This is a genomic window from Megalodesulfovibrio gigas DSM 1382 = ATCC 19364, assembly GCF_000468495.1.
Classification (GTDB): Bacteria; Desulfobacterota; Desulfovibrionia; order Desulfovibrionales; family Desulfovibrionaceae; genus Megalodesulfovibrio; species Megalodesulfovibrio gigas.
In genome coordinates this window covers 2873369-2895770 of sequence record NC_022444.1, presented here as the reverse complement: position 1 = coordinate 2895770, position 22402 = coordinate 2873369, and the positions used below count along the sequence as shown (strand labels likewise).

Below are 22402 nucleotides of genomic sequence, written 5' to 3'. Positions count from 1 at the left end.
GATGAAACGCATCTATCCGCAAAAGGACTACTGCATCGGCTGCCGCATCTGCGAGCTGGCGTGCATCACAGCCCATTCCAAGTCCAAGGATCTCATCATCGCCATGCGGGAGGAGCGCAAGCACGGCTTGGCCTCCTGCAAGGAAGTGTACGAGCGTGGCGCCGCGTGCGTGGCGCTTTCGTGCCGGCACTGCGAAAACCCCATGTGCGTGGCGGCGTGCATTTCCGGCGCGCTCATCAAGGATCCCGCCACGGGCAACACCGTGTACGATGCGGACAAATGCGTGGGCTGCTGGTCCTGCCTGATGGCGTGCCCGTTTGGCGCCATCCATCGCAACATGCAGGCCGGCAAGATTGTCAAATGCGACATGTGCCAGGAACGCGGCGCCCCGGCCTGCGTGGACGCCTGCCCCAACAAGGCCCTGCTCTTCGAAGACCGCGGCTAATCACGGAGACTGGTACTCATCATGAAAGCGCCTGCACGTTTTTGGGACTTCAATAAGGACATCTCCGGCTGCGGCGTCTTTGGCGTGCTGCACAAAAAGCGCGGCCCCATCGGCGGCGACATGCCCATCAAGGCCATGTGCACCATGCACGACCGGGGCAACGGCCAGGGCGGCGGGTTCGCCGCCTATGGCATCTACCCCGAGTTCAAGGACTGCTACGCCTTCCACATGCTGTGCGAAACACAGGAAGGGCTGGACAACGCCGAGGCGGTCATCAAGACCTTCTTCGACATCAAGGAAAGCCAGCCCATCCCCACGCGCCGCACCCTGGCCATCAAGAATCCGCCCATCGTCTGGCGGTTCTTCCTCACCCCCAAGGCAGACCGCCCCAAATGGAAGGACGCCACCGAGGCGGACTACATCGTCAGCGTGGTCATGCATATCAACAAGGATGTCAAAGACGCCTTTGTCCTCTCCAGCGGCAAGGACATGGGCGCCTTTAAGGGCGTCGGCTTCCCCGAGGACATTGCGGACTTTTTCCGCCTGGACGAATACAAGGGCTACATCTGGACCGGCCACAACCGGTTCCCCACCAACTCCCAGGCCTGGTGGGGTGGGGCGCATCCCTTCACCCTGCTGGATTGGGCCATCGTCCACAACGGGGAAATCTCCTCGTACGGCATCAACCGCCGCTACCTGGCCCAGCACGACTACCTGTGCACCCTGCACACGGATACGGAAGTGGTGGCCTACCTGCTGGACATGCTCACCCGCAAGCACAAGCTCAGCCTGCGCATGGCCAGCTACATCTTCGCGCCGCCCTTCTGGGACGAGATCGACCGCATGCCCCTGGCCCAGCAGGAAGCCTTCCGCGCCCTGCGCATGGTCTATGGGCCGGCCATGCTCAACGGGCCGTTCGCCATCCTCGTCACCAACAACACCACCATGATGGGCCTGAACGACCGCGTGAAGCTGCGCCCCCTGCTGGTGGCGGAAAAGGACGACATGGTGTTCATGTCCTCCGAAGAAAGCTCCATTCGGGAAGTGCAGCGCGACCTGGATCGCATCTGGGCGCCCAAGGCCGGTGAACCTGTGATTGCGGAGGTGGAGGCGTAATGGCTGCGGATTCCCGATTCGTCCTCAATGCCGAGGGCCTGTACTACAAGCAGCTCAACGAGCAGATTCGCGCCGCCGTCCGCAGCGGGCACAAGGCCATCGAACTGTGCAACGTCCGCGGCCAGCGCTACATCGGCAACTCCCTGGATGGCGAAGATATTGATATCGTCATCCACGGCGTGCCCGGGCAGGACATGGCTGCCTTCATGCGCGGCCCGCACCTCACCGTCTACGGCAATGCCCAGGACGGCGTGGGCAACACCATGGACGCCGGCGAAATCGTCATCCACGGCATGGTGGGCGATGTGCTGGGTTATGCCATGCGCGGCGGCCGCATCTTCGTCAAGGGCGATGCCGGCTACCGCTGCGGCATCCACATGAAGGCATACATGGAAAAATTCCCCGTGCTGGTCATCGGCGGCAAGGCCGGGGACTTTCTGGGCGAGTACATGGCCGGCGGCGCCATCATCCTGCTGGGCATGTTTTCGGACAAGCCGGCGGAGGTGCCCATCACCGGCCGGTCCCTGGGCACCGGCATGCATGGCGGCGTGATTTACGTGCGGGGCGAAGTGCCGGCCCACCAGTTGGGCGCCGGATTGGCAGCCAAGGAGCTGGATGCAGACGAGCGCGCGTTCCTGGAAGTGCAGATTCGTGACTATGCAGCCGCTTTGGGGCTTGACGCCGAGGCCATTCTTGACGCACCTTTCCTGCGTGTGAAGCCGTACACTCATCGCCCCTACGGCAACATGTACGTAGGGACCAACTAACCGGCCCTCGGGGCCGGATATTCGCAGCAGGAGCCATCCATGTTCTCTTGGGAAAGCGTGGCCTACGCCATGGGAGCGGCGCCGCAAGGCGACGGAGCGGCCGGGGGCAACCCCATCACCGCCTTCGCCCCGCTCGTCATCATGTTCGTCATTTTCTATTTTCTGCTCATCCGTCCGCAGCAGAAAAAGGCCAAGGAGCACAAAGAGCTCCTGTCGAACGTCAAAAAGGGCGACCATGTGCTCACCAGCGGCGGCATCTACGGCCGGGTGATCAGCACCGCGGAAGACGTGTTGACCCTCGAAATCGCCGGTGGCGTGGAAATCAAAGTGAATCGCAATTTCATTTCCACGGTGGTCAACCCGGACAAGTCTCCCAAGAAGAAAGAAAAGGGCGACGAAGAAAAGAAGTAGCAGCACTGCGCCCGGCCGGGAAGCCCGGTCGGGCGTTTTCTTTCGTCCTCCACGCCGCCCGGCTTCCTGCCGGGCCTTCCAGGAAGGTTCATCATCATGATGCAAAGCCTGCGCTGGCGCGTCGGCCTCGCCTTGTTTGTGGCGGTGCTGGGCGCCATTTATCTGCTTCCCACGCTCTCAGGCGTGCGCAACTCCCCCTTGTCTGCCGTCCTGCCGGACAGCACCATCAACCTGGGTCTGGATCTTCAGGGCGGCATGCACCTGACCCTGGGGGTGGACATGGACAAGGCGCTGGAGAACAATCTTTCCCGCCGTGGCCGTGACCTGCGCGACGAAGCTCGCGAAAAAGGCCTCGTCATCCTTCGGCCCACCGTCACCAAGGCCAACACCCTGGAATTCGTCCTCACCAAGGCGGAGCAGCAGGGAGAGCTGGAGACGCTGATCAAGGAAAACTACACCTCCCTGGCCATCCAGCAAAGCGTGGCCCTGCCTGATGGCCGCGTCCGGTACGTGCTGGGCATGACGCCCGCCGCCCGCGGCTATTACGAAGCCATGACCCTGGATCAGGCGGTGAAAACCATCCGCAACCGCATCGACCAGTTCGGTGTGGCCGAGCCGGACATCCGGCCCCAGCGCGACGATCATCGCATCATCATCCAGCTGCCCGGCCTCAAGGAGCGCGAGCGCGCCATCGAGATCCTCGGCAAGACCGCGCACCTGGAGTTCAAGCTGGTCCGTGATGACGCCGACCCAGAAAAGGCCCGCCTGGGCATGGTGCCCGGCGCGGAATTCGCCATCCTCAAAGACAAGCTCCCCAACGGCGTTGAGCGCGAAATTCCCATTGTCCTGGAAAAGGACGTGGTGATGACCGGCGAATACGTGGAGGAAGCCACCACCGGGTTCGACAACATGAACCGGCCCGTGGTGCTCATGCGCTTCGATCCCACCGGCGCGCGGCTCTTCGACAAGGTGACCGGCGAAAACGTGAACCGCCGCCTGGCTATTGTGCTGGATGGCGTCGTGTATTCCGCGCCCAACATCAACGAGCGCATCTCCGGCGGCCGCGCCTCCATCAGCGGCTCCTTCAGCGTGGAAGAAGCCCGGGATCTGGCCATCGTGCTGCGCGCCGGGGCCCTGCCCGCGCCGGTGCACATCCTGGAAGAACGCAGCGTCGGCCCCTCCCTGGGGCAGGAAAGCATCGACAAGGGCGTCACCGCGGCCATGCTTGGCGGTGCGGCGGTCTGCGTGTTCATGGCCATCTATTACGGCATGGCCGGGATGGTGGCCAACATGTGCCTGTTCTTCAACATCTACCTGATTCTCGGCGGCATGGCGGCCTTTGGCGCCACCCTGACGCTGCCGGGCATCGCCGGCATCATCCTCACCCTGGGCATGGCCGTGGACGCCAACGTGCTCATCTTTGAGCGCATCCGCGAGGAGCTGCGCCGGGGCCTCACGCCCAGGGCGGCCCTGAATGAGGGCTTCTCCCGCGCCACCCTGACCATTGTGGACGCCAACCTCACCACGGTCATCGCGGCCGTCATTCTGTACCAGTTCGGCACGGGCCCCATCCGCGGCTTCGCCGTGACACTGACCCTGGGCATTCTGGCCTCCATGTTCACGGCGGTCTTCGTCTCCAGGATCATGATGGATTTCTGGGTCTCCAAACGCCCCGACGCCTGTAAGAGCATTTAAGGAACAGACTCATGGGACTGAGTTTCTTTAAGCAAGAACCCAAGATCGATTTTGTCGGCGCGCGGTTCATCTGTCTTGGCCTTTCGGCGCTGCTGCTCCTGGTGGGCCTGGCCTCCCTGGCTCTCAAGGGCGGACCGCGCTACGGCATCGACTTTGCCGGCGGTCTGATGATCCAGGCCAAGTTCGAGAAAGCGCCCGATGTGGAAGCCATCAAAAAGGTACTGGACTCCCTCGGTCTGCCCGGGCTGGTGGTCCAGAGCTTCGGCCAGGAGGGCGACAACGAGGTCCTCATCCGCAGCGGGCAGACCGAACTGACCACCGACGCGGTGAAAACCCAAATTGACCAAGCCCTTGCCGGCCTGGACAATGCCCACGAAGTGCAGCGCGTGGAAATGGTGGGCCCCAAGGTGGGGGCGGATCTGCGCAACAAGGCCATGGAAGCCATGTTTTACGCCGTGCTGCTCATCTCCATGTACATCTCCGGCCGGTTCGAGCAGCGCTGGTGGGCTGCCGGCGCCATGGCCGGCGGACTCATGGCCACGGTGTATGTGTTCCACCAGTTCGGCATTCCCACCGGCGGGCTGACCGTGCTGCTCATTGCCGTGTCCATGGTCCTGTGTTTGTACCTCAAACTCAATTATGCCCTGGGCGCGGTGGTGGCCCTGGTGCATGACGTGATCATCACCATCGGCATCTTCTCCTTGCTGGACAAGGAGTTCGACCTGACCACCATCGCCGCGTTGCTGACCATCATCGGCTACTCCCTCAACGACACCATCATCGTCTTCGACCGCATCCGCGAAAATCTGAAGGCCATGAAGGGCGAGCCGTTGGCAACCGTCATCAACAAGTCGGCCAACCAGACGCTTTCCCGCACCATCCTCACCTCCGGCACCACGCTGCTGGTGGTGGCCTGCCTGTACTTCTTCGGCGGCGGGGTGATTCACGACTTCGCCCTGGCCCTGCTGGTGGGGATTGGTGTGGGCACATATTCGTCCATCTTCATCGCGGCTGCCATCCTGCTGGCCCTCAAGCCCAAGGCGGACGCCCCGACCGAACAGCCGGCGTAGCGCCCGTTGTTTTTGAAAAGCGCCCTCGGGGGAAAACCTTTCTGCAGAAAGGTTCTTCCCCCGAACCCCCTTTNAACCTTTTGCAAAAAGGTTTGCCCTCTCGCAACGTCCTTTTTCAAAATTAAAATGCGCTAAACGGCTGCTTCTTTCACGCAGTTTGCCCAATCTTCATACTTTCTCGGGAACGCGTGCTTCGCGCTTTTGACAAAACAGTCGGGCCGGCGATGTGATCTGGTTGATCCATCGCCGGCCCGTCATGGTTGTGCTGTATCGAATAACAGCGGCGGGTGCCTTCCGGGCCCCCCGCGGGAACGCGCGTGTTACTGCGCCGGTCCCTTGCCTTCGTCGAAAAAGTACGGGGAGCCTTCGCCTTCCAGCTCCAGGGCCTGGACTTTTTCGTCCAGCCAGTCCAGCAGGGCGCGAGCCGTCTGGTAGCTGACGATGATGCGCTGATCGATGCGGCGCACCACACAGCGGGTTTCCTCGTCCAGGGCGGCGATTTCCGGCCCCACCTGGCCATCCGGATGCACAAGCTGCTCCGAGGTTTCCGGGAGCTTGTCGGACTCCGTGTAGAAATTCAGCTCAATCTCGCCGTGGGCGTTGATGCCGCCCCACACGCCGTGGACCAGCGAGGGGCGGACGTTTTCTGCGCCGACGTATTCGTATTTGATCTTGAGGGGGTATTTGGGACCCTCGGCCATGGCGCCGTCACCTTGTCTTCCCTGTCCATGCCGGCCAGGGGTTTGATGCATGTTGATAAAAAAGACACCGGCCCTCGCAGGCTGCCGGGGGCTGTCAGAACCGTCAGGCGCTGGCCTGCAGCAGATTCCCTTCCGTGGATTCGGGGGACCTGCGGGCAGCGGGCGCAGCGGCTTGATGTCTGGCGGCAAAGGCTGCGTCGGAATACCGGGCGTCGCCGCTGGCGGCAAGGTTTTCAAGGACCTCGCTGGTGCGTTCCAGCAGCGATCTGTACGGCGGCGCCACATGGGGCTGATCCGCCGGTCCCAGGATGAGGGGCGCAGGGAGGTTGTCCATCAGCGAGCGGATGTCCAACGCAAAGGTGCTGGTTTCCACTGTTCTGGCGATGATGCCCATGCCTGCCTCCCTTCTGCTTCTCATGCATGGCGCACAGTGCCCCGTATGCCACTTCAATCCATACGCGCTTCGTTGACCGAAGTAAAGCCGCTGCCCTTGCGGGGCGGGCGCGGCTGTCGTAAAGAAGAGTCCTGTCTGGTCGCATTTCACCCCAATTGCCAAGGATAGCGCATGCCCACCGCCGATGCAGATCGTCAGTTCACCCTTGAAGAATTGCCCCTGGCCTTTCACTTTGGCCTGGAAGACTATATGATGCTGTCGCAGAGCCGCCGTGTGGATCACGACACCGGCGAAGTCATCGAAGAGGTGCTGCCGGGCTGGGGGCCGCATCTCAAAGCGCTGCGCATCGAAACGCAGGAGAAAGCCAAGCGCCAGGGCTATGTGCTGGTCTGGCTGGAGACGCCGGTGGAAGCCGAGGTCAACGCCGCCTGGGAAGGCTCTCCCTCGCGCGCGTTTGTCCTGAACACCCTGGCCCAGTCCCTGCTGATGGCGGCCCTGCGCGAGGCCGTGCCGGACATTTCCGAATCCGCCTGTGCTCCCGTGCCCGTGCCCACCAAGCCACTGCGCGCCGCCCTGGCCGAAGCCGGCGTGCCCTGGCAGGAAGGCGCCATGCTCGGCCGCCAGTACGCCATGCTCACCTATGCGCCGTATCAGGGCAGCTGCGATATCTGCCATGTCAAGGCGGATTGCCCCAAACTCTCGCAGATGCGCAACGGCTGATCCGCACCCCGACACCCCGTACACAGGAGGCGTCCATGCCCATCCAGCTCAAATGCTATGCCAGTCTGGATACGTTTCAACCCACGGATGGCGACGCCTTCCCCATCCTGCCCGGGGAGACCCTGGCTGCGGTGGAGGCCCGTCTGGGCATCCCGGCGGGTGAAGTCACCCTGCGCTTTGTCAATGGCAGGGCAGTGGAGCCGGATGCCGTGCTGCAGGATGGCGACCGGGTGGGCCTGTTCCCCCCCGTGGGCGGGGGCTAGCATGCCGGATGTCCAGACCCGGTTGGCCCAGGCCTGGGAGTGGCGGACCCTGCCGGACGGCACCTCCCAGCGCATCCTGCCCCATGCCGTGGGTCTGGCGCTGGCGCAGTCCCTGGGCCTGCATCCCGGGGATCTGGACCGTGCCGCCCTGGCCCGGGACATCCTGCCGGAACGCTATCTGCGGCAGCTCCATGGGATCTCGTTGGCGGATCAGCGCCGTCTGTGCCATGCGCGGGTGGCCCAGGTGGGCCTGGGCGGCCTGGGCGGGTACGTGCTGGAGCAGTTGGCCCGCGCCGGTGTGGGCTTCCTTCGGGCTGCGGACGGGGATGTGTTCGAGCCGTCCAACCTCAATCGGCAGTTGCTGTCGGCCAATGCCTTTGTGGGCCGGCCCAAGACGGAGGCTGCCCTGGACCGCGTGGCCCGCATCAACCCGGCGGTGAGGCTGGAGGCGTGGCCCCGCATGCTGGACGAAGCCGGCATGGCCGAACTGCTGCAGGGGACGGAACTGGTCGTGGATGCCTTGGGCGGCCTGGATGACCGGCCCGCCCTGCGTCGCGCGGCCCGCGCGGCCGGCATTCCGCTGGTGACCGCGGCCGTGGCTGGCAGCACGGGCTATGTGGCCGTGGCCTGGCCGGACCGCGAGGGCGTGAGCGATCTGCTGGCCCGCGGCGGCGCCGGTGCGGAAAATTCCCTGGGCACCCCGGCCTGGACCGTGGCCGTGGCCGCCTCCCTGCAGGCCAATCTGGCGGTGCGTTGCCTGCTGGGCCTGGCAGGGGAGGATACGCCGGCGCTGGTGTTCGATCTGGCGGATGGCTCGTTTACGCCCGTGCGGCTGTAGCGCACAGTGTCTTTGAAAAGATTTCTCGGGGGAAAACCTTTCTGAAGAAAGGTTCTTCCTCCGAACCCCTTTTTCAAAAGTAAAATGCTCTGACGAACGCTCCGGGGGAACGCCTTTTTCCACCGCACGCAGGCCATAAAAAACGCCGCACCCCCGAAGGGATGCGGCGCGGTGCCGTCAGTAGAGTGCGCCGTGAGACGCGCAGCGGCTACCAGTTGTTGCGACGGGGAGGACGGCCACCGCCGCCGCCACCACCACCACCGTAGCCACCGCCACCACCACCGCCGCCGGGACGGGGGGCGCGTTCCTGAGCTTCGTTGATGCGCAGGTTGCGGCCGCCGAAGGGCTTGCCGTCCAGCGCTTCAATGGCAGCCTTGCCGCCTTCGTCGTCCATTTCCACAAAGCCAAAGCCGCGCATACGGCCGGTTTCACGGTCAGCGATGAGGCTCACGGAACGCACTTCGCCGTAGGCGGCGAAATAGTTCTTGAGTTCGTCTTCCTGGGCGGAGAAAGGCAGGTTGCCAACGTACAATTTCATGAATCAACACTCCTCAAGGTTTATCCAGCAATTCAAATGGTTCAGGGCAGATCGGTCTAAACCTGTCGGAGCGCATCAAAGGGGGTGCGCATCGTCGCATCATCCATCATCGATCGCAACTGCCGCCACGGTCCAGGACGCAACACAAATCATGCCGCTTGAAGCTAGTTGGGTCTTATAGTGTTTTGCGCAAAGGACGTCAACATCCCGGACGGGTTTTTCGGGGTCTTTGGAAAAAAAACATTGCAGGAAAAATCATGTTGTTGCATTTGGTTGCAGGTTCGTTGCGTCGTCAGGCGTCGCATTGTTGATGCAACAACCCGGTACTGTTGCACATCTATTTTTCATTCATCATTGAGGAAGTGTTGCCCCATGCCCGATTCCCCGGCCGCCGTACTGCATCGATTGGATATGGTGTGTTCCCCGCAACAGGCTGAACTGGCCGCGGGACTGCTTGCCGCGTGCTGGGAGCTTGGCTGGGAGGAGCTCCCGGAGCCGGCGGGCGATGCCGTGCGCCTGCGGCTGCATCACATGGAGCTTTCGCCCTTGCGCGTGGTGGCCGGCATGCTTCAGCAGCACCTGCCGGATTGCGAGGTGACGTTTGCCGAAACCCCGCATCGCAACTGGGCCCTGGCGTGGCGCGAGTTCTTCACGGCGGTGCTCTGCGGCGACGATTTTGTTGTCCTGGCCCCCTGGATGCGGGAGGAGCACCCGTACCGGGATCGCCACGCCATTATTATTGATCCCAAAATGGCCTTCGGCACCGGCCATCATCCCACCACGGCCATGTGCCTGCAGGCGGTCTCCCTGTTGCAACGCGCTGGCAAGCTGCCACAGGGATTCCGGTTTCTGGACCTGGGCACCGGCTCGGGCATTCTGGGCATTGGGTGCGCCATGCTGGGCGGCAGCGGCATCGGGTTGGATATTGATCCTGAAGCCTATGAAAACGGTGTGGAGAACGCTCGCGCCAATGCCGTGACGGACCGCTTCGCCGTGCATACCGGCGGGCTGGACGCCTTGCCCGGATTGGCCGGGGACGAACGGTTTGATCTGGTGCTGGCCAATATCCTGGCCGAGCCGCTCATCGACCTTGCGCCGGGGTTGCTGGCCCGGGTCAAGCCTGGCGGGGCGCTGGTGCTTTCCGGCCTGTTGACGATTCAGATCGAAGCCGTTGCCAGCGCATATACCGCCCTGGGGCTGCCTGCGCCGGAGGTGCTGACGAGCGGGGAGTGGTCGGCGTTGGTGTGGTCCTGACGCACGAGGCAGGGCAGGGTGCCGCGGCGGTTGCCCCGCAAACATAAACATGGTAGATTTTTTTTAGACACTATGCACACGTCCGGCGCACATCTCCTGGCCATGCACCAGGCCATGCTGGGGGCCCTGGGGCCTTCCGGCTGGTGGCCTGCGGACTCGGCCTTCGAGGTGGTGGTGGGAGCCGTGCTGACCCAGAACACCAGCTGGAAGAACGTGGAAAAAGCCCTGACCGCCCTCAATACCGCGGGTGTGCTTTCCGGCCCGGCGTTGCTGGCCCTTCCGGAAGAGGTCCTGGCCCGGCACATCCAGCCGGCGGGGCATTTTCGCGTCAAGGCCAAACGCCTGCGTAATCTGCTGGTCTGGCTGGAAGATCGTTGCGGTTTCGATCTGGATCAGCTTGCCCTGCAGCCGCTGGACACGCTGCGGCAGGATTTGCTGACCGTCAAGGGCGTGGGTCCTGAAACAGCGGATTCCATTCTGCTGTACGCCCTGGGGCTGCCTACCCTGGTGGTGGACGCCTACACCGCGCGCATTCTCCACCGGCATGGGCTGGTCCCCGAGGACGTGCGCTATGGAGAACTGCAGGAATACTGCATGGACCGCCTGCCCCAGGACGTGGCGCTGTACAATGAATTTCACGCCCTGGTGGTGCGTGTGGGAAACAGCTGTTGCAAAAAACGCACGCCCCAGTGCGCCGGCTGTCCGCTGGAGGCGTTTCTGTGAGGCGCGTGTGGGCAGTGCTGGGCGGTGTGCTCGTGGTGCTGCTGGTGGCGGGCGTGCTGGCGGCAGCGCCGGCCAAGCCCCGTGCCAAGCCGCCGGCGCAGTCTTCGGCCCAGGCTCCGGCCCAGGTTCCGGCCCAGGCCGGGCCCGCACCGGCGGAAGCCCAGGAAAAGGAACAGGAGCTGGCCCGGCTGACGGAGGAAGAGCGCGCCCTGCACAAGGACCTGGCCAAGGCCGCGGATGAAATCGCCGCCCTGGAGAAGGACATGCGCGCGGCGGAAACCAGCTTGAACAAGGCCCTGGATGAGGAAAAACGCCTGCGCAAGCAGTTGGACGTGCTGGAGCGCAAGCAGGAGGCCGTGGGCAGGGATCTGGCGGCGTTGCTCGGCGGACTGTGGCCGGTGCATGTGCAGAACCTGGCCCATGCCGGCCGCAATCTGGATTCCTGGGAAGAGGCCGACCGCCAGTTCACTTGGCTGGCCCGGGTGTACGACGTGGCTGCCGAAGGCATCGTCCGTCTGGAAGAGCTCAAGGCGCCTATGGCCGAGGGGTTGGCGGCGCATCAGGCCGTGCTGGAAGACGCTCGTGCGCAGCTCAAGGACGTCAATGCCCACAAGGACGAGCTGGTTTCCAAAAAAGTCGCCTTCGACACCCGCATGGCCGAGTTGCGCAAGGACAAGCGCACGGCGGAAGAAGAGTTGCGGGCGATTCTGGCGGCGGTGAAGTCCGTCAATTACACCCTGGAACAGAAGCTGGAGCCAGTGCCCGCGCCGTCAGTCAAAGCGGAAGAAAAACAGGCCAAGGGTCCTCCCAGGGAGGCCCCGACTCCGGCTCCAACGACGCACGCCGCAAAGGAGCCGGCGGCTCCGGCAGCCAAGTCCACCCGGCTGGACATCTCCGCCGATCTGGCCCGGTTGTCCGTGGAAAAGCTCAAGGGCAGGATGCCCTGGCCCGTGGCCGGCGGCGAGGTGGCCAAATCCTTCACGCCGCAGGCAAACCCGCCCGTGCGCGGCATGGCCATGAAGGTGGCGGATGGTGCCAGCGTGCATGCCGTGGCGGCAGGCAAGGTGGTGCACGACGACACCCTGCGCGGCTTCGGCCGGGTGGTCATCCTGATGCACGGGGATGATTACTTTAGTCTGTACGCCTATTTGGCGGAAAGTAAGGTGCGGATGGGACAGGAGCTTGCCATGGGCGACGTGGTGGGCGTGAGCGGTTTCTATCCGGAGATTAAGGGACCCGGGCTCTATTTCGAATTGCGTTTTCACCAAAAAGCCATTAACCCGGAAACTTGGCTGGCGGCTCGCAAGTGAACCGCCAAGCTGTCCGGCGTTGCCCCACGGCAGCCCCGCCTGCGTCTTCGCAGCCAGGATGATCCGTCCGTCCGGCACTGTGGCCCATCATCGCATATGGAGGCGTATTTCATGCATCCTCGTTTGATTTGTTGCACGCTGCTGCTTGCGCTGTGCGTGGCCGTTCCTCCTGCACACGGCCAGGGCAAGGCGGAAAACAGATACGATCCCCTCAAGCGGTTCAGCCAGGTGCTGGACATGGTGGAAACGTACTACGTGCGCGACGTGAACCGCCAGGAACTGGTGGAAGGCGCCGTAGGCGGCATGCTGGAAAAGCTGGATCCGCACTCCGCCTACATGGATAAGGAAGCCTTTTCCGAAATGCAGGTCAGTACGTCCGGCGAGTTTTCGGGCATCGGCATCGAAATCGGCTCCAAGGACAGCCGGCTCATCGTCATTTCTCCCATTGAGGATACCCCGGCCTTCCGCGCCGGCCTGCGCACCGGCGATCTGATTCTGGAGATCGATGGGCAGTCCACCCAGGGCATGAGTCTGGTGGATGCCGTGAAGCTCATTCGCGGTCCCAAGGGCTCCGAAGTGCTGCTGACCATCCTGCACAAGAACAGCCGCACCCCGGAAAAGGTCTCCATCCTCAGGGATACCATTCCCATCATCAGCGTGAAGAGCGAGGTGCTGGAAGACGGCATCCTGTATCTGCGGCTCAACAAATTCAATGAGCATTCCACCGAGGAAATGGAAAACGCCCTGGCGGCCTACCACAAGAAGGGCCGGCCCCTCAAGGGTGTGGTGCTGGATTTGCGGAACAATCCCGGCGGGTTGCTTGATCAGGCCGTGAGCATCACGGACTTGTTCCTCTCCGAGGGGATGATTGTGTATATCCAGGGCCGCGACAAGCGCAATCGCAAGGACTTCACGGCCACGCGCTCCAGCGACGACATCACCGTGCCCATGGTGACGCTCATCAACGCCGGTTCGGCGTCCGCCTCGGAAATCGTGGCCGGCGCACTGCAGGATCACAAGCGCTCGCTGCTCATCGGCGAACCCACCTTCGGCAAGGGCTCGGTGCAGACCATCATCCCCCTGTCTGATGGCGCCGGCATGAAGCTGACCACGGCCCTGTACTATACCCCCGGCGGCCGGACCATCCAGGCCGAAGGCATCAAGCCGGACATGCATGTGCCCCTGGCGACGGATGATCTGAACTCCCTGGCCGACATGCGCGAGAAGGACCTGACCCGGCACCTGGAAAATGGCCGCAAGGACAAGGTCGATCCGGCCTCCCAGGCCAGCAAGGTGCAGGAGATGCTGGAGAAAGACAATCAGCTTCGCCTGGCCCTGCAGTTTGTCAAGAATCCCCCTGCGGGCTTTGGGCCCAAGTAGGGCGGCCGCAGGGTGGTTGCCTGTGCAACGTACATGCGCCGGGTCAGGAGTTCCTGACCCGGCCTTGTCCATTCCAGACGTTCTGGCTTCCGCTGTCCTGGCGCGCCAGCCGTGAATGTGGTGAATAAAACATCCTCTCTTTTGCGCGTGTTGTTGTCGCATGCGTCGGCATCTGCGCTGCTGGCGGTGTTGTTGGCGTCTGGGGCCGCGCTGGCGCTGGCGTGGGTCATGTTCTGGCCGGTGCCGCCCTCGGCTGCCAACACGGCGGCCTTCCCGGGCGCGGTCCCTGGCGCGTCCAGCGGCGTGGCTCCCGGCACGGCGGCCCCTGGCGTGTTCGAGCAGTCCCGCATTGTTTCGCCGCCCACTTCGCCCCGCCCGGCCAGTCCGAGCAAGCCGATCAGTCCGATCAGTCCGCCCGGCCACGCCGTCCTGCCCGGCGCGTTTGTCAATGCCACGCCGGCTCCTCTTGCGTCCTACGGCCATCCGCTGGATACCCCCACCAAGATCATCCGGCCTGTGGTGCATCCCGACGCCTTTGAAGAAGCCCTGGGCGCGCCCATGGAACTCACGGTGCGACAGGTGGACGCCGCCCTGCTGGAGGCGCTGCAGCAGCACGGCCTGCCGCCGGAGCGTCTGGAGTTGCTGGAAGTGGGGCAGCATTCCGACGTGGAACACCGCTATCTGTTCCAGCGCCTGTCCCTGCGGCTGGAGGAGGGGGCCGCCGCCCTGCGCCAGACCCTGCAGGCGCTTCTGGCCCGGCAGGTGCCCCGCGCCTCTCTGGAGCTGGCGCGCCCGACCCTGTGGCGGATTCGGATCATGAACCGCCTGACGCATGAAATCGTGCTGTCGTCCTCCCGCGCGCCGGCGTTTCGGCCGGTGGAAGGCGCACGCCTGACCATCGTTATTGACGACATGGGTGCAAGCCTTTCCCAGGCCCGGGAACTGCTGGCCCTGCCCGCGCCGGTGGTCTTTTCCATCCTGCCCTATACCGAACATGCCCGCGAGGTGGCCGAACTGGCCCATGCCGCCGGCCGCGAAGTGCTGGTGCACCTGCCCATGGAGCCCGTGAATCTGCGGATCTCTCCTGGCCGGGATGCCCTGATGGTGGGCATGGATGACCAGACCATTTCCCGGCTGACGGCCGTGAACCTTGCCGGCGTGCCCCACGCCGTGGGCGTGAACAATCACATGGGCTCGCGCTTCACGCAGCAGGCCGAGCTGACGCGGCCGGCGCTGGAGGTCATCCGCAGCCGGGGGCTGTTCGTGCTCGACTCCCTGACGCATGAGCGCTCCCGCCTGGCCCAGACCTCCCGCGCCATGGGCCTGCCCACCTACCGGCGCGACGTGTTTCTGGATGTGGTGCGGGACGCCACCACCATCCTGCACCAGATCCGCAAGGCCGAACACCTGGCCCTGCAGCACGGGCAGGCCATTGCCATCGGGCATCCGCACCCGGAAACCTTTGAGGCCCTGCGCCGCTGGGCGGCCGCACCCCGGCCGGGCATCACCGCCGTGAGCCTTTCGGACCTGGATGTCCTGGCCGATCCCGCCACCCTGTCCGGGCAGTAGGGCGCGGTCTGCTGCCAATACACCCCCGGACAATTCGCAGATTGTCACCTGCCTGTCATTGCCAAGCGCCGCAATTCCGGGTAGATGCACGGGACACGAATATCTTTGGAGGAATCAACCGCATGCTGCAGAGAACGTTGTCCATCATCAAGCCCGACGCTGTATCCCGCAACCTGGCTGGCGACATCCTGGCCATGATCCAGGCGGCCGGCCTCACGGTCAAGGCCACCAAGATGATCCAGCTCACCCGCGCCCAGGCCGAGGCCTTCTATGCCGTGCACAAGGAACGCCCCTTCTACGGCAGCCTGTGCGACTTCATGACCTCCGGCCCGGTGGTGGTGAGCGCGCTGGAAGGCGAAAACGCCATCCAGGCCTACCGCGATCTGATGGGCGCCACCAACCCGGCCAACGCCGCCGAGGGCACCATCCGCAAGCGCTTTGCCCTGGATGTGGAAAAGAACGCCGTGCATGGCTCCGACGCCCCCGAGACGGCCGCGCAGGAAATTCCCTTCTTCTTCAGCGCATTGGAGATTGTAGGCTAATGGAAAAGACGCTGGGCTGCCTCGGCTGCGGCAACATGGGTTCTGCCATTCTGCGCGGACTCTCCGGCACGCCGGGGTTGTCCCTGCGCTGTTTCGACACGGACAAAACCAAGCTGGCCAGCCTGTGCACCGGCTGCGAGGTGGAAAGCGCCTCCAGCGTGCACGACCTGGCCGAGGGTGTGGATTATCTGCTCGTGGCCATCAAGCCGCACCAGATGCACCGCGCCCTGGCCGACCTGGCCAGCCGGCTTTCTCCAAGCCAGGTCATCCTCTCCATCGCTGCCGGTGTCGGGCTGGACAAGCTCAAACGCTGGTGCAGCGGCGCCTGCCCGGTGGTGCGAGTGATGCCCAACACCCCGGCCATGGTTCAGGCCGGCATGTTCGCCGTGTGCCTGGACGATCCGGATTTGAAGGATTCGCAAAAGGAATTCGTGACCAGGACCTTCGAACGCCTGGGACGCGTGTTCATCCTGGACGAATCACGCTTCGACAGCTTCACCGCCCTGGCTGGCTCCGGCCCTGCCTATGTCTTCTATCTGATGGAAGCCATGGTGGAAGCCGGCGTGACCATGGGCTTCCCCCGGCCCCAGGCCACAGACATGGTGCGCTGCCTGTTCTCCGGGTCCGCCAAGCTCGCCCAGGAACGGCCCGAACACCTGAGCGTGCTGCGGGAGATGGTCACCTCGCCCGGCGGCACCACCATTGCCGCCACCAATGTTCTGGACCGCAAGGCCGTGCGCGCCGCCCTGGTGGATGCCGTGGTGGCCGCCGAGACCCGCAGCAAGGAATTGGGCGGGTAGGGCAGCAGCGTCTTCGCGCCATCGAGCAAGTTATCTTTGAAAGGAGTTCTCGGGGGAGAACCTTTTCGTTTTTCCAAAGGGGAGAGCATTACAGGAAAAAGTTCTCATTAATGCTCTAGTGTTTTTGGTGCAACCGCCGGAGAAATATCGCCTTGTGCGGTGTTTCTCCGGCGGTTGTCTTTGGGAGCTGCGCCATTCCTGAGCGGGGAGGGGGCAGTTTTTTTCAAAATGACATTGACAATGAAAATGAATTTCAATACCAAGGTAATCAAGGGCGACGCGCTCCGGATGCCGAAGATTTGTTCCCGAGTCCGACTTCTTCCCGGAAGTAGCCAGTGCGCCGCACGTGTTCACCGTCACCGCAGGAGAATGTATGCTGCTGCTCGATCATCTTTCCCCCTCCGGCCTTGTGCAGGCGTCCATGTCCGAGCGGCGCGCGTTGTGGGAACTGCCGGACCTGCAGTGCGCCGTGGTGGGCACCTGTCTCACCTTGCAGGAATGTCGGCGGCTGGCGCGCAGGGGAGGGCTTTCCCTGCCGGATGACGCCACGGATTACATGTATCACTCCGCTCTGGTCCGCTTTTGCCGGGAGGAGAGCCGCACCGCCAAGCTGGTGCAAAAGCACCTGGACCGCAAGTACATGCGCCATGTGCGGCAGGTGCTGCAGACCCTGGACGACAACCAGCGCCGCGCCTATTGGAAAAAGTCCGTGGCCAACGGCGAGATCCCCGGCCCCTTCTGGGCCATGGTGACGCACCCGTACCTGGGGCAGGAACTGTTCTCGGAAGTGTTCGGCCATGTGCACATGCTGTCGCATCTGGTGGGGGCGTCCAACCGGGCGGATATCCGCCGGCTGCAGCAGCAGGAAACCAAGCTGGCGGATCTGGAGGAAACGCTGTCCACGGTCAAGCGGGCGTACCGGGCGCGGATTCGCGATCTGGCCAAGCGCAACCGTGAACTGGCCTCGGAGAAGAAAGCCCCGCGGGCCGGCGGCAGCTCCATCGCCTTCCAGCAGGTGTTCGAGTCCTTGCGTCTGGCGCACGAAGAACGCGCCGAGGCCCTGCGGCTGGTGGAATCCATGGAAAAGCGCCTGGCGCATACCGAGGCCATGCTTGCGGAAAAGGGCATGGAATGCGACGTGCTGGAACGGGAACTGGCTCGCATGCTGGAGCAGCAGGCCCGGCAGCGGTGCCCCCGCGAGGACGAACACGGGGACTGCGAAAGCCCGGCGCCGTGCCCCAATCGCTCGCTCAATGGCAGATGCATCCTCTATGTGGGCGGACGTTCCGGCCTGGCCCCGCATTATCGTGAACTTGTGGAGAGCCTGGGCGGGCAATTCGTGCACCACGATGGCGGACGCGAACATGCCATCTCCCGGCTGCACCAGATTCTTCCCAAGGCGGATGCCGTGCTCTGCCCCATGGATTGCGTCAGTCACGAGGCCTTCCACTGCGTCAAACAGGCCTGCCGCCAGTGCATGAAGCCGTGTCTGGCCATGCGCAGCGCCTCGCTTTCCTCTCTCTCCAAAACGCTGGAAGGGCTTCTCGACTCTTCCGCCCTCGAACTGCAAGGAGAACATCTGTCATGACGTGGGTTCCGAGCATCTCTTCCGCGCAGCGGCCGCGATCCTTCTTTGAAAAATCCTTGAAGCCGTTCCTCACGGCGCCTCAGGAATCTCCCCGTCCCGCCGGGGAACCGGCTCCGGCAGCAGGGTCTTTCTCCTCCCGCCCTGCCTGACGGACGCCGGCATGATGCAGATGACGGCGGAAATGGTCACTCCGCCGTCATCTGCACTTGACTTGCATGAAAAATCCACCATAGTCTCGCCATGCAGCATGAGGAATTCCAAGCCGGTCGCTGCATGTCTTGCCCCCCTCGCCGGCAGAGCTGGCCCGAATCCGGGAAGGGGAACGTGCGTCCTGCGCGTTTCTGCGACTGTCCCGGTGCTCGGGTTTGAGGCGTGAATGCAGGCGACTGAAGCCATCGAGCAAAGCCTGGAATTCGATGATCCTGCCCTGGCCCGCGAACTCTTCGGGCCGGGAAATTCCCATCTGGATGCGTTGGCCGCCAAGGCTGGTGTTGAGCTGCACAGCCGCGGCTCCATGCTGACGGTGCGCGCCACGGACAAAAGTCTGGCCGATCGCGCTGCCAACTGCATGGTGCAGCTGTATCGGCTGCTCAAGGCCGGGCATCCCCTGGGGCGGCGGGACTTTGGCTTTGCCTGGGACACCCTGACCCGCTCGCCGGGCACGGATCTGGTTCGGATGTTCAAGGAGGCGGTGTTCGTCGCGTCTCCCAAGAAGACCGTGGCCCCCAAAACCTTGAACCAACGCGCCTATGTGCACGCCCTGCACGAGCACGACATGGTATTCGCCATCGGGCCGGCCGGCACAGGCAAGACCTATCTGGCCGTGGCCATGGCCGTGGCGGCCCTCATGCGGCGGGAGATCCGCCGGCTGGTGCTCACGCGTCCGGCCGTGGAGGCCGGGGAGCGGCTGGGCTTTTTGCCCGGAGATCTGGCGGAGAAGATCAACCCGTATCTGCGGCCCCTGTATGATGCGTTGCACGACATGGTGGACGCGCGCAAGGTGCAGGAAATGCTGGAGACGGGCATCATCGAGATTGCGCCCCTGGCCTTCATGCGCGGCCGCACCCTCAACGACAGCTTCATCATCCTTGACGAAGCCCAGAACACCACCCCCGAACAGATGAAAATGTTTTTGACCCGCCTGGGGTTCGGCTCCAAGGCGGTCATCACCGGCGACGTGACCCAGATCGACCTGCCGTCCGCGGGCCACCGGGGAGTTCGATCTGGCCTGGTCCAGGCCCGCGAAGTGCTCAAGGGTGTGGAGGGCGTCGCGTTCATACAGTTTGAAGAGGCGGACGTCATCCGCCATACCCTCGTGGCCCGCATCGTGAAAGCGTATGAACGTTTCGAAAACGCCGAAAGCCACTCCTAGCCGCTCCGGGCGCCGCGTGCGCGACATGCTGCACAGTGTGGCGCCGCATGGCGGGCTGGCGGCGTTCGTGCTGGCCATGGCGGCCATGAGTCTGCTGGTGGGGGTGCGACACACGCCCGGGGTAAAGATTTTCACGGAAGGCGAAATCGCCACCCAGGACGTCATGGCCACCCAGGACATGCTGGTGGAGGACCGCAATTCCACCCTGGAACGCATTCACCGCATTGCGGAAAATCAGCCGCCTATTTTTGATCTGACGGCAGATGCCGCCACCCGTCTGGCAACCAGGGTGGAGGCAGTCTTTGTCGTGCTCAACAACGCCACCATGGACTCCATGGAAGACGCCCGCTGGCAGGCGGCGGAACTGCTCAACCGCGAACTTTCCCGCGCCAGCTTTCATTTGTTGCGGGATGTGGAACTGCAGCAGGTCATCCGCAACGACGTACAGCCCTGGCTTGCAGTCAGGCTGAACGAAGGCGTGGTGCTGGATGCGCGCATGCTGGAACGGTTCCGCGGCGGCATTCTGGTGCGCAACGCCGCCCTGGGAGCAGAGATGCTGCGGGCGGATCTGTCCTCCCTGCGCGATGTGGCCACCCTTGCCCGCGAGCTGGAACAGTACCTGCGACGCGATCTGAACAAGAGCCTGCGCGTGCGGTCCGCCATTTCCGAATTGTTGGAGCCACTCATCACGCCGTCGCTGGTCATCAATCCCGAGGCCACCCGGGACCGCATCGACACCGTGATGCAGTCCCTGGAACCGGTCTATTACCATATCCGCAAGGGCGAAATGGTGGTCCGGCAGGGGCAGCGTGTGGGGCCGCAGGAGCAGCTCAAGCTGCAGGCGCTCTATGCCCAGGTGCCGGAGACCTTCGATCCCCTGCGCCCGTTGGGCGTGTTTGTGGTGAGCATGCTCTTTGCCGGGGGGATGATCGTCTCGCCCAAGGGCCGCTTTTTCCGGCCCGTGACCAACCGCGATGCCCTGCTCATGACCGGGCTGGTGGTGCTCTTTGCCGGCGGCACCAAACTGCTGGCGGCCATCGAAACCCCCCTGAGCGAGCGACTGGACTTTTTGAGCAGCGACCTGCTGGTGCTCATGGCCCCCCTGGCCGGCGCTGGCGGGGTGATGGCGCTGTATTTTTCCGCTGCCTCCTGCGTTTCCGCTTCCATCCTGCTGGCCTTCCTCTGCACCCAGATGGCTGGCGCCGGGCTGGAGTTGTTTTGTTTCTATTTTCTGGGATCCATCTCCGCCACGCTGCTCATCAAACATACGGAAACCCGCACCGAGGTGCTGCGCAGCGTCCTGCCCCTGACCGGGCTGCTCCTGCTGGCCTGGTTCGGCATCCACCTGCTCAAGTATCAGGCTGCCGCAGGCATCTGGACGGCCCTGGGTCTGGTGGTGGCGCATGGCTTTCTGGCCCTTCTGTGCGTGCTGGCCCTGGGACCCATTGCGGAAATGCTGCTGGGCTACACCTCGCGCTTCCGGCTGCTGGAGCAGATGAGCCTGGAACAGCCGCTGCTGCAGGAGCTCATGGTCACCTCGCCCGGCACGTACCATCACTCCCTTATCGTGGGGAACATGGTGGAGGCCGCGGCCAGGGCCACCGGCGCCAATCCGCTGCTGGCCAAGGTGGCGGCCCTGTATCACGATGTGGGAAAGATCAAAAATCCCCACTATTTCATCGAAAATCAGATGGGCTGCCGCAACAAGCACGACAAGCTGGCTCCCTCCATGAGCGCCCTCATTCTCGTCTCCCACGTCAAAAAAGGCGTGGAGCTGGCCAGAAAGCACAACATCTCGCCGGAAATCATCGACATCCTGCAACAGCACCACGGCACCAGCCTCATTCGGTTCTTTTACGTCAAGGCGCAGGAGCAGGCCGAGGCCAGGGGCGGGGAGCCCGTGTCCGAAGCGGATTACCGCTATCCTGGCCCCAAGCCGCAGACCAAGGAAGCCGGCCTGGTGCTCCTGGCAGACGCCATCGAGGCTTCCAGCCGCACCCTGGTGGATCCCACGCCCGGACGCATCAAGGCCCATGTGGATCAGATCATCCGCGCCATCTTCACCGATGGCCAGTTGGATGATTCTGAACTGACCCTCAAGGACCTCACTCAGGCCAGCGCCTGTTTTGTGCGGATCCTGAACGGCATCTTCCACACCCGCATCGAGTACCCGGAAGCCCGCAAGGAAGGAACCAAGGCCTGCCAGACTGCGGGGCAGCCCCCGAGCCAGGCTGCGAATCCCCCTGGGGGGCATCCCGCCGGTCGGACCGCCCCGCGGGCGGATGCGGAGCGCGAGGCCATCCTGCCGGAACCCTTCAACGGCCCCTTGCAATAATTGCTCAGGAATCCAAGGAGAACGGATGATCACACTCACGCGCAACACGCCGCGAGGGTATCTGGTGCCGACCTCTCGTGTCGAAATCGACGTCTTCACCACCTGGCTGCTGGAACGGCTGGGCCTGGGCGGCAGTCTGGTGGAAATCGATCTGGTGGACGATGCCACCATCGCCGAGCTGAACCTCGAATTCATGGGCATGCCCGGTCCCACCAATGTCTTGTCCTTTCCGGACACCGACGACCTGCACTGCGAGGCTCCCTACGTGCTGGGTGAGGACTTTCTGCCCGAAGAATACACCGAGGACGACGGCCGCGACTGCCTGGGCGATGTGGGCGATCCGGACACAGACCCGGACCGGCCCCTGCGCCTGGGCGCCATCGCCCTTTCCCTGGACACCTGCGCCCGCGAGGCCCGGCTGTACGGGCAGACCTCCCGGGAGCACTTTTTCCGCCTGCTGTGCCACGGCATCCTGCACTGCGCCGGCCTGGATCACAGTGAGGAAATGGACATCATCACCGACGAAGCCATGGAAGAGATCCGCACCTGGGAGGCCGTGTAGCGGCCCCCG

The 22402-nt window shown here is 63.6% G+C and carries 23 protein-coding genes; 20 read left to right on the top strand and 3 right to left on the bottom strand.

Going from position 1 to position 22402, the window contains the following annotated elements:
• Nucleotide 1 precedes the first annotated feature (1 nt).
• From DGI_RS12655 to secF, 6 genes are all read left to right on the top strand, one after another.
• Nucleotides 2-445 (top strand): 4Fe-4S dicluster domain-containing protein, encoded by a 444-nt coding sequence (locus tag DGI_RS12655; RefSeq protein ID WP_021761494.1) that lies wholly within the window; start codon nt 2-4, stop codon nt 443-445.
• 21 nt (nt 446-466) lie between these two features.
• A complete protein-coding gene (locus tag DGI_RS12650) occupies nt 467-1561 on the top strand; it encodes a class II glutamine amidotransferase (protein ID WP_021761493.1) in 1095 nt (364 codons plus the stop codon).
• Nucleotides 1561-2328 carry a GltB/FmdC/FwdC-like GXGXG domain-containing protein gene (locus DGI_RS12645; protein WP_021761492.1) on the top strand — a complete coding sequence of 256 codons (768 nt, stop codon included), beginning with the start codon at nt 1561-1563 and terminating at the stop codon, nt 2326-2328. Before DGI_RS12650 ends, DGI_RS12645 begins: the two co-directional genes overlap by 1 nt.
• 39 nt (nt 2329-2367) lie before the next feature.
• Entirely contained in the window at nt 2368-2739 is a 372-nt protein-coding gene (gene yajC / locus DGI_RS12640) for a preprotein translocase subunit YajC (protein WP_021761491.1), read from the top strand.
• Nucleotides 2740-2835: 96 nt separating this feature from the next.
• Nucleotides 2836-4434, top strand: a complete 1599-nt coding sequence (gene secD, locus DGI_RS12635) for a protein translocase subunit SecD (RefSeq protein WP_021761490.1) — start codon at nt 2836-2838, stop codon at nt 4432-4434.
• Nucleotides 4435-4445: 11 nt separating this feature from the next.
• Nucleotides 4446-5504, top strand: a complete 1059-nt coding sequence (gene secF, locus DGI_RS12630) for a protein translocase subunit SecF (protein WP_021761489.1) — start codon at nt 4446-4448, stop codon at nt 5502-5504.
• 320 nt (nt 5505-5824) lie between these two features.
• Here the strand turns inward: secF and DGI_RS12625 are convergent, their stop codons facing one another.
• The gene (locus tag DGI_RS12625; RefSeq protein WP_021761488.1) at nt 5825-6205 is read right to left on the bottom strand and encodes a hypothetical protein; all 381 of its coding nucleotides are present in this window, start codon (nt 6203-6205) and stop codon (nt 5825-5827) included.
• A gap of 103 nt (nt 6206-6308) precedes the next feature.
• Entirely contained in the window at nt 6309-6599 is a 291-nt protein-coding gene (locus DGI_RS12620) for a hypothetical protein (RefSeq protein WP_021761487.1), read from the bottom strand.
• A gap of 171 nt (nt 6600-6770) precedes the next feature.
• Between DGI_RS12620 and DGI_RS12615 the strand changes: the two genes are divergently transcribed.
• The 3 genes from DGI_RS12615 to DGI_RS12605 are packed head-to-tail and all read left to right on the top strand — an operon-like array spanning nt 6771 to nt 8420.
• The gene (locus DGI_RS12615) at nt 6771-7319 is read left to right on the top strand and encodes a hypothetical protein (RefSeq protein WP_021761486.1); all 549 of its coding nucleotides are present in this window, start codon (nt 6771-6773) and stop codon (nt 7317-7319) included.
• Between the two features lie 35 nt (nt 7320-7354).
• Nucleotides 7355-7582 carry a MoaD/ThiS family protein gene (locus DGI_RS12610; RefSeq protein ID WP_021761485.1) on the top strand — a complete coding sequence of 76 codons (228 nt, stop codon included), beginning with the start codon at nt 7355-7357 and terminating at the stop codon, nt 7580-7582.
• A 1-nt stretch (nt 7583) separates the two neighbouring features.
• The gene (locus tag DGI_RS12605) at nt 7584-8420 is read left to right on the top strand and encodes a ThiF family adenylyltransferase (RefSeq protein ID WP_021761484.1); all 837 of its coding nucleotides are present in this window, start codon (nt 7584-7586) and stop codon (nt 8418-8420) included.
• A gap of 208 nt (nt 8421-8628) precedes the next feature.
• Here the strand turns inward: DGI_RS12605 and DGI_RS12600 are convergent, their stop codons facing one another.
• On the bottom strand, nt 8629-8958 hold the full coding sequence (locus tag DGI_RS12600; protein ID WP_021761483.1) for an RNA recognition motif domain-containing protein: 330 nt from the start codon (nt 8956-8958) through the stop codon (nt 8629-8631).
• A 372-nt stretch (nt 8959-9330) separates the two neighbouring features.
• Here DGI_RS12600 and DGI_RS12595 point away from each other — a divergent pair, with 372 nt between their 5' ends.
• The 11 genes from DGI_RS12595 (at nt 9331) to ybeY (ending at nt 22393) form a co-directional block, all read left to right on the top strand.
• Entirely contained in the window at nt 9331-10212 is an 882-nt protein-coding gene (locus tag DGI_RS12595; RefSeq protein ID WP_021761482.1) for a 50S ribosomal protein L11 methyltransferase, read from the top strand.
• A gap of 102 nt (nt 10213-10314) precedes the next feature.
• Nucleotides 10315-10935: an endonuclease III domain-containing protein gene (locus DGI_RS12590; protein WP_456152268.1), complete on the top strand. Its 621-nt coding sequence runs from the start codon at nt 10315-10317 to the stop codon at nt 10933-10935.
• Nucleotides 10932-12245, top strand: coding sequence for a murein hydrolase activator EnvC family protein (locus DGI_RS18040; protein WP_021761480.1), 1314 nt, complete (start codon nt 10932-10934; stop codon nt 12243-12245). Before DGI_RS12590 ends, DGI_RS18040 begins: the two co-directional genes overlap by 4 nt.
• Before the next feature lie 111 nt (nt 12246-12356).
• On the top strand, nt 12357-13625 hold the full coding sequence (locus DGI_RS12580) for a S41 family peptidase (protein ID WP_021761479.1): 1269 nt from the start codon (nt 12357-12359) through the stop codon (nt 13623-13625).
• Nucleotides 13626-13853: 228 nt separating this feature from the next.
• The gene (locus tag DGI_RS12575) at nt 13854-15194 is read left to right on the top strand and encodes a divergent polysaccharide deacetylase family protein (protein WP_051286311.1); all 1341 of its coding nucleotides are present in this window, start codon (nt 13854-13856) and stop codon (nt 15192-15194) included.
• 122 nt (nt 15195-15316) lie between these two features.
• Nucleotides 15317-15736, top strand: a complete 420-nt coding sequence (gene ndk / locus DGI_RS12570) for a nucleoside-diphosphate kinase (RefSeq protein ID WP_021761477.1) — start codon at nt 15317-15319, stop codon at nt 15734-15736.
• Nucleotides 15736-16536: a pyrroline-5-carboxylate reductase gene (gene proC / locus DGI_RS12565; RefSeq protein WP_021761476.1), complete on the top strand. Its 801-nt coding sequence runs from the start codon at nt 15736-15738 to the stop codon at nt 16534-16536. The genes ndk and proC overlap by 1 nt, the downstream gene beginning before the upstream one ends.
• 373 nt (nt 16537-16909) lie before the next feature.
• A complete protein-coding gene (locus DGI_RS12560) occupies nt 16910-18124 on the top strand; it encodes a DUF2325 domain-containing protein (RefSeq protein WP_027192899.1) in 1215 nt (404 codons plus the stop codon).
• A gap of 376 nt (nt 18125-18500) precedes the next feature.
• On the top strand, nt 18501-19496 hold the full coding sequence (locus DGI_RS12550; protein WP_021761474.1) for a PhoH family protein: 996 nt from the start codon (nt 18501-18503) through the stop codon (nt 19494-19496).
• Nucleotides 19497-19521: 25 nt separating this feature from the next.
• A complete protein-coding gene (locus tag DGI_RS12545) occupies nt 19522-21831 on the top strand; it encodes an HD family phosphohydrolase (RefSeq protein WP_051286309.1) in 2310 nt (769 codons plus the stop codon).
• Nucleotides 21832-21856: 25 nt separating this feature from the next.
• Nucleotides 21857-22393 (top strand): rRNA maturation RNase YbeY, encoded by a 537-nt coding sequence (gene ybeY, locus DGI_RS12540; protein WP_021761471.1) that lies wholly within the window; start codon nt 21857-21859, stop codon nt 22391-22393.
• The last annotated feature ends 9 nt before the right edge of the window (nt 22394-22402 follow it).